The 13,498-nt window shown below is 69.2% G+C and carries 9 protein-coding genes; 6 read left to right on the forward strand and 3 right to left on the reverse strand.

Annotated features, from left to right (window positions below; genetic code table 11):
* From ELR45_RS14110 to ELR45_RS14120, 3 genes are all read right to left on the reverse strand, one after another.
* Positions 1 to 1,259: threonine/serine exporter family protein (locus ELR45_RS14110; RefSeq protein ID WP_165367766.1), on the reverse strand; the 1,259-nt coding region annotated here is incomplete at its 3' end.
* Positions 1,260 to 1,556: 297 nt separating this feature from the next.
* Positions 1,557 to 2,978, reverse strand: coding sequence for an FAD-dependent oxidoreductase (locus ELR45_RS14115; RefSeq protein WP_129666974.1), 1,422 nt, complete (start codon positions 2,976 to 2,978; stop codon positions 1,557 to 1,559).
* Between the two features lie 33 nt (positions 2,979 to 3,011).
* Complete coding sequence (locus ELR45_RS14120) at positions 3,012 to 3,776, reverse strand: aquaporin (RefSeq protein WP_205856577.1); 765 nt, start codon at positions 3,774 to 3,776, stop codon at positions 3,012 to 3,014.
* A gap of 294 nt (positions 3,777 to 4,070) precedes the next feature.
* On the opposite strand from ELR45_RS14120, the gene ELR45_RS14125 reads away from it, so the two are divergent.
* The 6 genes from ELR45_RS14125 to ELR45_RS40890 form a co-directional block, all read left to right on the forward strand.
* Complete coding sequence (locus ELR45_RS14125) at positions 4,071 to 5,510, forward strand: MFS transporter (RefSeq protein WP_129666976.1); 1,440 nt, start codon at positions 4,071 to 4,073, stop codon at positions 5,508 to 5,510.
* 347 nt (positions 5,511 to 5,857) lie between these two features.
* Positions 5,858 to 8,032, forward strand: coding sequence for a molybdopterin oxidoreductase family protein (locus ELR45_RS14130; RefSeq protein ID WP_129666977.1), 2,175 nt, complete (start codon positions 5,858 to 5,860; stop codon positions 8,030 to 8,032).
* A 13-nt stretch (positions 8,033 to 8,045) separates the two neighbouring features.
* Complete coding sequence (locus ELR45_RS14135) at positions 8,046 to 9,677, forward strand: FAD-dependent oxidoreductase (protein ID WP_129666978.1); 1,632 nt, start codon at positions 8,046 to 8,048, stop codon at positions 9,675 to 9,677.
* Positions 9,678 to 9,730: 53 nt separating this feature from the next.
* The gene (gene nirB / locus ELR45_RS14140) at positions 9,731 to 12,274 is read left to right on the forward strand and encodes a nitrite reductase large subunit NirB (RefSeq protein ID WP_129667109.1); all 2,544 of its coding nucleotides are present in this window, start codon (positions 9,731 to 9,733) and stop codon (positions 12,272 to 12,274) included.
* Entirely contained in the window at positions 12,271 to 12,669 is a 399-nt protein-coding gene (nirD, locus tag ELR45_RS14145) for a nitrite reductase small subunit NirD (RefSeq protein WP_129666979.1), read from the forward strand. Before nirB ends, nirD begins: the two co-directional genes overlap by 4 nt.
* A gap of 77 nt (positions 12,670 to 12,746) precedes the next feature.
* Positions 12,747 to 13,498: uroporphyrinogen-III synthase (locus ELR45_RS40890; RefSeq protein WP_420813884.1), on the forward strand; the 752-nt coding region annotated here is incomplete at its 3' end.

The following is a 13,498-nucleotide window of genomic DNA, read 5'->3' on the forward strand; positions in this document are numbered from 1 at the left end:
GCCAATGACAACCCGATGCCCACCGCGTTGAGCAGCATGGAAGCGCCGGTGAGGAAGTCGTCGGCGTCTACGGTCGTGAACATCGCCTGGTAGATGAGCAGCCCAGGCAACAACGGGGTGATGCCGCAGACGGACACGACGAGCGCCGGAGCTCCGAACCGTTCCGCCACCCCGCCGGCCAGCAGACCGACAACGAGCGCCGCTATGAATGATGCTGTCGCTGGGCCGAGCCCGAGGTCTCGGAAGAGCAGGAGCACCCCTGCCGAGACGACACCGGCGGCGGCCGCGACCAGAACCGTGCGGATCGGGCTGTACGACGCGAGGCCCCATGAGCCGGCGATCACGCCCCCGGCGATGAGCTGCACCGCGAACGGGGTGGAGAGTGCCGAATGGTCGGAGACCGTCAGCGGCACACCGATCCGCTGGCCGATGTCGAGGGCGAAGCCGACGCCGATGACGATCCCCGTGGTGTAAAGGATCACCTCGAATGAGCGAGCGGCGGCCGTGAGCGGGTATCCGGAGATGGCGTCCTCCGCGGCACCGACCAGAGACAGCCCGGCGAGCAGGACGACGATCCCGGCGGCCACCACCAGCGACGGGGTGATGAGATCTTCCCGCCAGCCGAACTCACTGCGTCCCCAGTGCAGGAACAGTGCCACCGCCGTGGCGAAGCCCGCGCCGACCGCCTGCTGGAACATGTAGGGAAGCCCGTGATGCCGCAGCCAGCGCAAGGCGCGGTCGATGATGGTGGTGGTCGCCCCGGCGATCAGCGCCACCAGCCATGACCCGTTGAGGAGCACCGCGACGCTGGCGGCCATCGCGCCGATTGCCGCCGTCACCACCCAACGCCGGTACGGGTGCGGTGCCGCGACGATGTCGTCGAGGCGCTTGTGCGCCTCCGCCAGGTCGATCTTTCCCTTGCCCGCCGCGTCAACCAGCTCCAGCAGGTCGGCGAGCCGGCTGTAGTCGGCGGTGCGCACGTTGATCACGCGGACCTTGGTGATGGGATCGTCATCACGGTCGATGGAAGCCGTGATGGAGATGAACGTGATATCGATGTGGCATGCTGTGACGCCGAACCCGGCGGCCAGCCGTAGCAGCGCGGCCGTCGTGTCGGCGACCGGCGCTCCCGTCGTGATCAATGCCTCGCCCGTGCGGAGGACGAGATCCAGGACGGACCGTTCCACCTCGGCGGTCAGTCCACTGTACGTACGGGGGAGCGCGAACGGCACTGTGGGTGGCCGGGAGTCAGCGACCACCCGGCGTGCTCGCTCGCGCAAGTGCCCCGGCCGGCGTGCGGCAGGTCCACCGGTCGCCTTCCGCGTCACATCGGTTGGCTGAGGGGGAGGTGGCGACGCGGATGGCAGCGCGGGGCGCTCTTCGGTGTTGTCGTGTGCAGGGTCGGGGTCTCCGCCCGTGCTCGGTCGGTTCACGTGGTCCACAGTCAGTAACGGTAACCAAAGAAACACCAGTTCAGCTCGCTTTGCGGGGAATGACTGATGTCACCCGGAAGAAGTGCTCATCTCGCAGCCGGCGCGCCCCACGGGGACGTCACCTCACGACGTCCGTGCGGCCTCCAACGTGAGCCGTTCCGTTCCCAAGAGATGGTCGCGGACCCACGCCTGCGCGGCCATCTGAACCGCGTCCCACGGTGAGCCCAGCGGCGGCGTATACGAGAGATCGAGCTCGGCCATCGCATCGACGGTCATGCCATGGAACAGGGCGGTAGCATACGTGTCGACCCGTTTGGCCGTCTCGGTGCCAAGCGGGCCGACCAGCTGCGCACCGAGCAACCGCCCCGTGCCGGTGTCCCCGGTGACCCGGATCGAGATGGGTTGCGCACCGGGGTAGTAGGCCTTGTGGTCGTCTGGGGTGGCGTGGCTGGTGGCCGGCGTGAAACCGGCCCGATGAGCCTCATGGTCGCGTAGCCCGGTGCGTGAGGCCACGAGGTCGAAGACCTTCACGACCTGCGTTCCGAGGCTGCCCGCGAAGCGCGCACGCCCGCCGAGGGCATTCTCTCCCGCGACGCGCCCCTGCTTGTGGGCGGTGGTGCCCAGTGGCAGGTAGGTGAGGCCCATCAGGCGGTGGTGGGTGGCCACGCAGTCGCCCGCTGCCCACACATGTGGGAGTCCAGTGGCCATGCTCTCGTCCACGGCCACGGCGTCGCGGGGTCCTGTCTGCGCGCCGGCCGCCGTCAGCAGATCGGTGTCCGGGCGGACTCCGGCCACGGCTAGAACCAGATCGACGTCCCAGGTCAGCGGTGCGTCGTCCGGTCCGACGCCTTCGACCAGCAGTGAGCTGTCCCGGCCCGAGCCTCGGCTGATACTGGTCACCGTCGTCCCCGTGTGCACCGAGAGGCCGTGTTTGACGAGCTCTTCGCGGATCAGCGCACCCAACTCGGCATCGACGGTGGGGAGAACCTCGGGCAGCATCTCGACCTGGGTGACCTGCACGCCTCGTGCGGTCAGGCCTTCGGCCATCTCCAGGCCTATGTAGCCGGCGCCGATGATCAGTGCGGACTGCGGTCGCCGCCGGTCGAGCGTCTCTGCCAGGTCGAAGGTGTCGCCCATGGAATGCAGAAGGTGCACGCCATCGTCGTGCCCGAGGCGGTCGAGTCCCGCGATGGGCGGCCGGACCGGAACGGCGCCTGTGCCCACGACCAGCTCGTCATAGTCGAGCCATGACGTCGTGCCGTCTGGTCCTTGCAGGGCGACACGCTGCCCTGGGACATCGATGGCGGTCGCGCGGGTGTCCAGACGCAGCCGCATTCCGGTGGCTTCCAGCTCCTGGTGCGAACGGTGAGCCAGGTTGCGCCAGTGCGTGACCTCGCCCGAGATGTAGTAAGGGATGCCGCAGATCGAGAAGTTGGGGTAGGCGTCGGCGACGACCACGGTGACCTCTGCGGACGGATCCAGCTCGCGTGCGCGAAGCGCTGCGCTAATGCCGGCGTCGCTGCCACCGATGATGACTATGTGCATGGGGAAGACCTCTCGTTCTGTGGCCGGTCCGAGTCACATGCGCTCGGACGTGACAGCGGGCTCGGCGGCGGCGTTCTCGTCCGCCTTGCGGGTCGTGCCGGGGTACAGGATGAGGACGGCCGCGAGGCCGATGGCAGCGCCGAGCAGTTGCATGACGACGAACGCCGGCGCGGAGCCGGGAGCGATCCCGGCGAACGTGTCGGAGAACATCCGTCCGACAGTGACAGCGGGGTTGGCGAACGATGTGGAGCTGGTGAACCAATAGGCGGCCCCGATGTACGCTCCCACGGCCGGCGCCACCAGCGGCAGCCTTTGCGTACGGACCAGCGCGAAGATCACCAAGACAAGGCCTGCCGTCGCGGTGACCTCCCCGACCAGGTGGCCGGCGCTGACGCGGTCGGTGCCAGCGAACTCCGTCGGCGCGTCGAACATCACGTTGGCCAGCACGGCCCCACCGACGCCGCCGGCGCATTGCGCGACGACATAGGCGGCGGTGTCGGAGAGTGTCGGTCCGGTGCCGGTCCGCCGGCCGAGGTGCCAGTCGACCAGTGAGACCACTGGATTGAAATGCGCGCCGGAGACCGGACCCAGCACCAGAATCAGCACGGCCAGGCCGAACGCTGTCGCTGTGCTGTTCTGCAGCAGTTGCAGGCCCACATCGTCCGGGGACAGCCGCTGTGCGGCGATTCCCGAGCCGACCACCACGGCCACGAGCAGGCCAGCGCCAAGGAACTCCGCGAACAGCCGCCGTCCGAGTGGGGCGGAATCGTTAGATGGGGCCGGCGTCGAATCAGTCACGGGCACGATCCTGTACGACGAATATGACTCAGTCAACTTTGAGTCAATGAACATTGAGGAAATATGGGTCAGTGTGGAGCCAGGAAAGACGGAACACGCAGGTCGAGCACGTCCTCACAGGACTGACCGCTCCTGGGTGAGGAGACGTTGACACATGCGCGTCATCTATGCGACGGCGATGTAACGCCGTGTCCCTACCGTCGTGTGGCATCACCCCCACCGGGGCCACGGTAGGCACTGTCGCCGCCAGCAGTGGTGTCGGTACCGCTCGACCTTGAAGTAGCGGAGGCGACGATGGCGCAAACTCTCGTACGTGAACAGGTGACCGCGCCTTCGGCGCGGGGCCGTGGCTGGATCGACCACTGGGACCCGGAAGACGAGGAGTTCTGGGAGCGCACCGGGAAGAAGGTGGCCCGCCGGAACTTGATCTTCTCGATCTTCGGCGAGAACGTGGCCTTCTCGGTCTGGTCTCTGTGGAGCATCTCCTCGGCCCTGCTCGTCGCGCACTACGGCTTCGGCTTCAGCGCCGCCCAGATGTTCTTCCTGGTGGCGGTGCCGAACTGTGTAGGCGCGATCCTGCGGGTGCCGTATACGTTCGCCGTGCCCAAATTCGGTGGACGGAACTGGACGGTGGTCAGCGGCCTGCTGTTGCTGATCCCCACCATCCTGCTGTCGGTGGCCGTCAGCAACCCGTCCACGCCGTACTGGGTGTTCCTGCTCATCGCCGCCACTGCGGGCGTCGGCGGCGGCAACTTCGCGTCCAGCATGACCAACATCACCTACTTCTATCCCGACCGTAAGAAGGGCTTCGCGCTCGGGATGAACGCCGCCGGTGGCAACATCGGCGTCAGCGTCATCCAGCTCGCACTACCGGTGATCGTCGGCGCGGGCGGGATGTTCGGCTTGGTGGCCGCCGCCAGCGGCGGCGTCGATCTGGCCCGTGCCGGGTATGTCTGGGCCTTGCTCGGGCTGGTGTCGGCTGCGTGCGCGTGGTTCTTCATGAACAACCTGACGGTCTCACTGGCCGGTTTCAGTGAGCAGATCAAGGTGATCCGGCACAAGCACACCTGGATCATGTCCTGGCTCTACATCGGCACCTTCGGCTCGTTCATCGGCTACGCCTCGGCGTTCCCGTTGCTCATCGGCCTGCAGTTCCCGGAGGTCAGCATCGCGAACTATGCCTTCCTTGGCGCCTTGATCGGATCGGTCGCGCGGCCGTTCGGTGGCTGGCTCTCCGACCGGCTCGGAGGTGCACGGGTCACCGTGTGGAACTTCGTCGCCATGGGCGCGGGCACCGTCGCCGTCATCCTCGCGGTGAACGCGGAGTCGTGGCCGCTCTTCCTCGGCTCGTTCCTGTTCGTCTTTCTCACCACCGGGATCGGCAACGGTTCCACGTACCGCATGATCCCGATGATCTTTCAGAAGCAGGCTCTGCTCGATGCGGAGACATCCGGCGAGGGGCATGAGGCCGCCCTGGCCAGGGGCCGCACCGAAGCGGCCGCGGTGATCGGCCTGTCGTCAGCTGTCGGAGCCTTCGGCGGCTTCATCATCACCGCCACCTTCGGGGTTCTCGGGCTGATCTACGACGACGGCGTGCCGGCGGACGCGATCGCCACCGCGTTCGTCCTCTTCCTCGGCTTCTACGTGACCTGCGTCGTGCTGGCCTGGTGGCACTACATGCGGCGGTCCTTCATGATCCAGCGGGCGCCCAACCTGTCCACGGTGGACATCTGAGTGTTGGACCGACCACCCGGGAGGGTCGTTCCGGACTGTCGGGAGGGCGGTCCGGATTGTCGGGAGGGTCGTTCCGGACTCCCGGGAGCAGGATCTGGAGGCACTGGGTTGCGTGGGCGGGGTCAGGTCCGGTCGGTCTGGGGCCCGGCTGGGCTTGAGCCTCCAGATCCTGTTCCCGAGAGTCCTGCACTCCAGCCCGGGTCGGGCGGCGCCACGCGGGCCGAATACGCGGACATTACGCACGCCATCCGTCTCACCCGAGGGAGATGATCACCGTGCAGGGCATTTATCGCTCCGGAAACATGACCGACGTCGATGGGAAATCCGCAGCTCACACCATCGCAAACATGGCCGCAGAGACACCCGTCGTCGACGCCCGGCTCCAGAACGGAGCCGTCGAGACGCATTGTGCCTACTGCGCGCTGCAGTGTGGAATGTCGCTCACGGTCGACGGCGGCGAGTCGTCTGTCGAGGTGGCGCCGCTGGACTTCCCGACCAACCGGGGCGGGCTGTGCCAGAAGGGGTGGACCTCCGCCGACCTGCTCCGCTCACCGCGGCGGCTGACCAGTCCGATGATCCGCGACAGTCGTTCGGAGCCGTTTCGGGAGGTGTCCTGGGACGTCGCACTGGATGTCGTAGCGGACGGCATCCGGTCGACTCAGGCGAAGCACGGGAACGACGCCGTGGCCGTGTTCGGAGGCGGCGGGCTCACCAACGAGAAGGCCTACCAGCTCGGCAAGTTCGCCCGGGTCGCGCTGCGCACCAGCAACATCGACTACAACGGCCGGTACTGCATGTCCTCGGCGGCGGCCGCGTCGAACCGGGCGTTCGGCATCGACCGTGGCCTGCCGTTCCCGCTTCCGGACCTCGCCGAGAGCGGGGCCGTGCTCGTCATGGGCGGCAACGTGGCGGAGACGATGCCGCCTTTCATGCAGCACCTGAACGCCGTCCGGGACGCCGGCGGCGACGTGATCGTCGCTGACCCGCGCCGGACCGCCACCGCTGACCAGGCCACCCTTCACCTCCAGCTCATGCCCGGAACGGACCTGGCGTTGGCGCTGGGACTGCTGCACATCGTCGTCGCCGATGGGCACGTCGACCGGGACTACATCACGTCCCGGACGACCGGCTTCGACGACGTGTGGCGGGTGGCCACCCAGTGGTGGCCGGAGCGCGTGGAGCGCGTCACCGGGGTCCCCGTCGCCGCTCAGCGGGCGACAGTGCGGGCGCTCGCCACCGGGCGCGCGGGACGCGGCGCCGTCGTGCTGACCGCGCGAGGCGCGGAACAGCACAGCAAAGGCACCGACACGGTCACCGCGTTGATCAACCTGAGCCTCGCCCTGGGGTTGCCCGGCCGCCCGCACAGCGGTTACGGCTGCATCACCGGACAAGGCAACGGCCAAGGCGGTCGCGAACACGGCCAGAAGGCGGATCAGCTGCCCGGGTACCGCAAGATCGACGATCCGGCCGCCCGGGCGCACGTCGCCGGGGTCTGGGGTGTGCCGCCGGAGACGTTGCCCGGTCCGGGCCGGTCGGCGTTCGAGCTGATCGAGAGCCTCGGCACCGAGCACGGACCACGCTCGCTGCTGGTCCACGGTTCCAACCTGGTCGTGTCGTCGCCGCGGAGCCACCGGGTCGCCGACCGGCTGGCGGCGCTGGATCAGCTCGTCGTCTGCGACCTGTTCATGTCCGAGACCGCCGCCCTCGCCGACGTCGTTCTCCCGGTCACTCAATGGGCAGAGGAAGACGGCACCATGACCAACCTGGAAGGGCGGGTGATCCGCCGGCGCGCAGCGGTGCAGCCGCCTCCCGGCGTGCGCACCGAGCTCGAGGTGATGGCCGACCTGGCTGCGCGGCTCGGGCGAGCGGACGGCTTCTCGGCCGACCCGCGCGTCGTCTTCGACGAGCTGCGCCGGGCCAGCGCCGGTGGTGTGGCCGACTACTCGGGTATCACGTGGGAGCGGATCGACTCCGAGGACGGCGTGTTCTGGCCGTGCCCGTCCGAGGACGCCCCAGGACGGTCCCGGCTGTTCACTGACGGCATGTTCCCGACGCCCGACGGGCGGGCCCGCTTGGTCGCCGTCGACCATCGCGCGATCGCCGAGGAGGTCGACACTGACTACCCGGTCTACCTCACCACGGGCCGGATCCTGCAGCACTACCAGAGCGGAGCGCAGACCCGCCGGGTGCCGGCGCTCACCGATGCGGCGGCTGAGCCGTACGTGGATATCCACCCCGACCTGGCCGCACGCCACGGTATGGCCAACGGCGACCTGGTCCGGATCGTCAGCCGGCGCGGCGACGCCGTCGGGAAGGCGCGGCTGACCACCGCCATCCGCGCGGACACCGTGTTCATGCCGTTCCACTGGGGCGGCGAGCAGGCGATCAACCGGGTCACGAACGCTGCGCTGGACCCGACGTCGAAGATGCCCGAGTTCAAGGTCTGCGCGGTCCAGCTGGAGCGTGTGGACAGCCAACCGGCAATGGAGCCAAGCGGCGCTGTCGTAGCAGGTCAGGCGTGAGGAGGGAAGCGTCATGGCACACCGCGAGGAGCAAGCCCGGCGGCACGGGGCCGAACGGGTGGTGGTGGTTGGTCACGGGATGGCCGGTACCCGGTTCGTACAGGAGCTGCGGGCCCGTGACCGGGAGCGTCGGTTCGACGTGACCGTGATCGGCGCGGAACCGGACGCCGCATACAACAGGGTGCTGCTCTCCTCCGTGCTGGCGGGGAAGCTCACGCCGACCGACGTCGAGATGGTGCCCTCGGCGTGGTACGCGGCGGAGGACGTGGACCTGCGGCTCGGCGTCGCGGTCGAGCACATCGACCGTAAGCGGCAGCGCATCCTGACCGACCAGGGCGAGTACATCGGCTACGACCATCTGGTTCTGGCCACCGGAAGCCGGGCCTGGGTGCCGCCGATCGAGGGTGCCGTCGACGGTGACGAGCTCGACCGGGACGTTGCCGTCTTCCGTACGCTGCAGGACTGCCGCGCCATTATGGACCGCGTCGACCGCGGTGCGGACGAGGCGGCCGGCGGCATCCGCCGGGTCGTGGTCCTCGGTGGCGGGCTGCTCGGCCTGGAGGCCGCACGCGGCCTGGCCGGGCGGGGCGTCGAGGTCGAGGTCGTGCACGCCGTCGACCGCCTGATGGAGCGCCAGCTGGACGCCGAGGCCGGCCGGGTACTGGCCGGGACGCTGCGCTCGCTCGGGGTGCAGGTCCGGCTCGAGGCCCAGGTCCGTGCCTACGACGAGGTCGCCGGGCAACGGGTGGTGGTGCTGGACGATGGCACCCGGATCGCCGCGGACCTGCTGATCGTCGCCTGTGGAGTACGGCCGAACACCGGCCTGGCGCGGGCGGCGAAGTTGGCCGTCGAGAGGGGCGTCGTCGTCAACGAGCGGATGACGTCGGTCTCCGACCCGCGGATCCATGCCATCGGCGAGTGCGCCCAGTACGACGGACAGGTCTACGGTCTGGTCGCGCCGGCATGGGAGCAAGCGGGGGTGCTGGCCGACACGCTGACCGGCGGCGGCTCGGTCTACTCCGGTTCGCGGCTGGTCACCAGGCTGAAAGCGCAGGACATCGACCTAGCGGCGATGGGCGAGACGGACGTCGACGACGTGGCCGAGGGCAGCGTGGCCGGTGTTGCCCGCAACGGCGCCCGCGCGGCCGACCGGGTCGAGGTGCTCCGGTTCGCCGACCCGATCCGCGGCACCTACCAGAAGCTGGTCATCCGCAACGATCGGGTCACCGGTGCGATCATGCTGGGCGGCGCCGAGACGGTCGGCACGGTCACGCAACTGTTCGACCGGGTGGCGCTGGCGCCTGCCGACCGGCGCGCGCTGATCTTCCCCGGTATCGCGGACGCCGGGCTGAACACGGCTCCCGCCGACCTGGCCGACGACGACCTGGTCTGCCGGTGCAACACGGTGACCGCCGGCCAGATCAGGCACGCGTGCGCCGACGGCGCCGGCACCGTGGCCGAGGTGGCGATGTGCACCCGGGCGACCACCGGGTGCGGCGGCTGCCGGGACGACGTCGTCGGGATCGTCGCCGCGGCCACCAGCGCCGACCGTACGGCCGGCGACGGTGATGGAGCTGACGACGCTCTCTCCGTCCCCGACCGGCCTGACGATGTGGACGCGAATCTCGTGGAGGTGCCGGCGTGAGCGACGCAGACATGATCCGGGCCGACGAGTCCGGCGAGAGCGAGGAGCCTGTCATGACGAGTCAGCCGCAGCGCCGGTTGGTGGTGGTCGGCAACGGGATGGTGGGCCAGCGGCTGGTGGAGGCCGTCCAGGAACGCGACCTGCGGCACACCTGGCAGATCACCGTCGTCGGCGAGGAGCCGAGGCCCGCCTATGACCGGGTGGCACTGACGTCGTACCTGACCGGGACCAGCGCCGAGGAGCTCAGCGTGGTGCCGGAAGGCTGCTACGACGACGAGCACTGCGTGCTGCACCTGGGCGAGTCGGCGGTGTCGATCGACCGGGACGCGAAGACGGTGACGACGGCGTCCGGACGTACCGTCGGCTACGACGCCCTGGTGCTGGCCACCGGGTCGTCGCCGTTCGTGCCGCCGATCCCGGGCGCCGACCTCGACGGCTGTTTCGTCTACCGGACCATCGAGGACCTGGACGCGATCCGTGAGCGGGCCGGGACCGCCGGTGCCGGCGCTGTCATCGGCGGAGGCCTGCTCGGGCTGGAGGCCGCCAACGCGCTGCGCTCCCTGGGGGTCGAGACGCACGTCGTCGAGTTCGCGCCCCGGCTGATGCCGGCCCAGGTGGACCAGGGCGGCGGGGAGATGCTGCGGCGCAAGGTGGAGGAGCTGGGGCTGGGTATCCACACCGGCACGGCCACCCAGACGATCGAGGCTCTGGACGACGGCAGGCTGCGGATGACGTTCGCCGACGCGGAGCCGCTGGACGTCGGGATGGTGGTGTTCTCCGCCGGGATCCGCCCGCGAGACCAACTGGCTCGGGAGAGCGGCATTCAGGTCGGGGAACGTGGCGGCATCGTCGTCGACGAGGGCTGCCGGACGTCGGACCCGGCCGTGTGGGCGATCGGCGAGTGCGCGCTGGCCTGCGGGAAGATCTACGGGCTGGTGGCGCCGGGCTACGAGATGGCCGAGGTGGTCGCGGACCGGCTCGTCGAGGGCGACGCGGCTTTCGCCGAAGCGGACATGTCCACCAAGCTCAAGCTGCTCGGCGTCGACGTGGCCAGTTTCGGCGACGCGCATGCTGCGACGCCAGGCGCGTTGGAGGTCGTCTACGCGGACCCGGTTGCCGGGATCTACAAGAAGCTGGTGGTCACCGACGACGCGTCCACGATGCTGGGCGGCGTCCTGGTGGGCGACGCGTCGGCGTATGCGGCGCTGCGGACCATGGTGGGTCAACCGTTGCCGGACACGCCCGAGCAGGTGCTGATGGTGGGGCCGGCCACGTCGAGCCTGGACGACGCGGCGCAGGTGTGCTCGTGCCAGAACGTCAGCGCGGGCCGGATCCGCGGTGCTATCAGCGACGAGGGATGCTGCGACGTCGCGTCGGTCAAGGCATGCACCAAGGCCGGTACGGTCTGCGGGAGCTGCGTGCCGCTGATCAAGACCCTGATAGCGCAGTCCGGTGTCGAGGTGAGCACCGCGCTCTGCGAGCACTTCGAGCTCAGCCGGGCGGAGCTGTTCGACGTGATCCGGGTGACCGGGCTGCGTACGTTCTCAGAGATCATCGCCCGCCACGGGACGGGCAGGGGCTGCGACATCTGCAAGCCGGCGGTCGCCTCGATTCTGGCCAGCCTCGACTCCGGGCATGTCCTGGACGGCGAGCAGGCTGCGCTACAGGACACCAACGACCATTTCCTGGCGAATCTGCAGCGCAACGGCACCTACTCGGTGGTGCCCCGGGTGCCGGGCGGTGAGCTGACACCGGAGAAACTGATCGTGATCGGCGAGGTGGCCCGGGACTTCGGTCTGTATACGAAGATCACCGGCGGCCAGCGGATCGACCTGTTCGGCGCCCGGGTGGACCAGCTTCCGGCGATCTGGAAGCGGCTGGTGGATGCTGGATTCGAATCCGGGCACGCGTACGGCAAGGCGCTGCGGACAGTGAAGTCCTGCGTCGGCTCGACGTGGTGCCGGTACGGGGTGCAGGACTCCACCTCGCTGGCGATCATGCTGGAGCTGCGCTACCGCGGGCTGCGCTCCCCGCACAAGCTCAAGTCCGGAGTCTCCGGCTGCGCCCGGGAATGCGCCGAGGCACGCAGCAAGGACTTCGGCATCATCGCCAGCGAGAACGGCTGGAACCTGTATCTCGGTGGCAACGGGGGCTTCAACCCACGCCACGCCAAGCAGTTCGCCGTCGACCTGTCCACCGAGGATCTGGTCCGCACCATCGACCGGTTCCTGATGTTCTACATCCGCACGGCGGACCGGTTGCAGCGCACGGCGGCGTGGCTGGAGTCGCTCAACGAGGAGCACGGCGACGGCCTGGAGTACGTGCGTCGGGTGATCGTCGACGACGAGCTCGGGATCTGTGCCGACCTCGACGCCGCAATGGAGAGGCACGTGGAGGCCTACGCGGACGAGTGGGCGGCGGTCCTGGATGACGAGGACAAGCTCAGCCGGTTCGTCTCGTTCGTCAACGCGCCCGACGTGCCGGATCCGAGCATCCAGTTCGTCACCGAACGGGACCAGATCCGCCCGGCCGACCCGACAACCGACAGTGGCCCGGTTCCCATCGCCGGCCCCGAACTTGAGGTGGTACGCCGATGACGACAATCGACACCCTGGCAGTCGACAGCGTTCTGCACGGTGACGCCCGGGACCCTCGACCTGCAGGACGCAAGGAATGGGTGGACGTCTGTGCGTATGACGCGCTGCTGCCCGAACGCGGGGCGGCAGCTCTGGTCGAGGGAGTTCAACTGGCGCTGATCCGCACGTTCGACGGCGACGTCTACGCCATCTCCAACCGTGACCCGTTCTCCGGCGCGTATGTGCTGTCCCGGGGCATCGTCGGGTCCCGTGGCGATGCCCCGACCGTCGCGTCGCCGATGCACAAGGAGGTCTTCGATCTGCGTACCGGCGTGTGCCTGGACGATCCCGAGGCCACCGTCGAGGTCTACGAAGCCCGTGTGCGGGGCGGGCGGGTCGAGGTGGTGGTGACGTGACGGCCGCGCTGCCCACCCAGCCGGGTGCGGCGACGCGGGCGGCGGACGGCCCGTTCCCCGGCGACGAGAGCACGGGCATCGGCTCGGCCACCGCGTTGCCGTTGCAGGGCTTCACGGTCGCGCTGACCGCCGCCCGTCGCCGAGAGGAACTGGGCGCCCTGCTGGAACGGCGGGGTGCCCGGGTGATCCAGGGACCTGCCATCCGGATCGTGCCGCTGGACGACGACGGGGAACTGCTCGAGGCGACCCGGACCTGCGTGCAGAGGCCGCCGGACATCGCCGTCGCCACCACCGGCATCGGCTTCCGGGGCTGGATGGAGGCTGCGGACGGCTGGGACCTCGGCGAGGCGCTGTTGTCCCGGCTCGGCGCCGCGACCTTGCTGGCCCGTGGTCCGAAGGCGCGGGGCGCGATCCGGGCGGCCGGACTGGTGGATGACTGGGCGCCGGCGTCGGAATCGTCGGCGGAGGTGCTGGACTACCTGCTGAAACTGGACTTGACCGGGAAACGGGTGGCCGTGCAGCTGCACGGAGAGCCGCTGCCGGACTTCACCGACGCGTTGGAGGCGGCCGGCGCGGAGGTCGTGCCCGTTCCGGTCTACCGGTGGGTGCTGCCGGAAGACGTCGCGCCGCTGGAACGGGTCATCGAGGGCATCGTCGCGCGCACGGTGGACTGTGTCGTGTTCACCAGTGCCCCGGCCGTGGCGAGCCTGCTGTCGATGGCCACCCAGGCCGGGCTGGCCGACCAGGTCCTCGCCGCGTTCGAGCATGATGTGGTGCCGGCATGCGTGGGTGCGGTGACCGCGGCCCGCCTTGAACGGCTGGGCGTCTC

Source organism: Phytoactinopolyspora endophytica, assembly GCF_004138495.1.
Taxonomy (GTDB): domain Bacteria; phylum Actinomycetota; class Actinomycetes; order Jiangellales; family Jiangellaceae; genus Phytoactinopolyspora; species Phytoactinopolyspora endophytica.

Coding starts and splice junctions, on each gene's coding strand:
- ELR45_RS14115 (WP_129666974.1), bottom strand. CDS start 2,978: ATGCACATAGTCATCATCGGTGGCAGCGACGCCGGCATTAGCGCAGCG.
- ELR45_RS14125 (WP_129666976.1), top strand. CDS start 4,071: ATGGCGCAAACTCTCGTACGTGAACAGGTGACCGCGCCTTCGGCGCGG.
- ELR45_RS14130 (WP_129666977.1), top strand. CDS start 5,858: ATGGCCGCAGAGACACCCGTCGTCGACGCCCGGCTCCAGAACGGAGCC.
- ELR45_RS14135 (WP_129666978.1), top strand. CDS start 8,046: ATGGCACACCGCGAGGAGCAAGCCCGGCGGCACGGGGCCGAACGGGTG.
- nirB (WP_129667109.1), top strand. CDS start 9,731: ATGACGAGTCAGCCGCAGCGCCGGTTGGTGGTGGTCGGCAACGGGATG.
- nirD (WP_129666979.1), top strand. CDS start 12,271: ATGACGACAATCGACACCCTGGCAGTCGACAGCGTTCTGCACGGTGAC.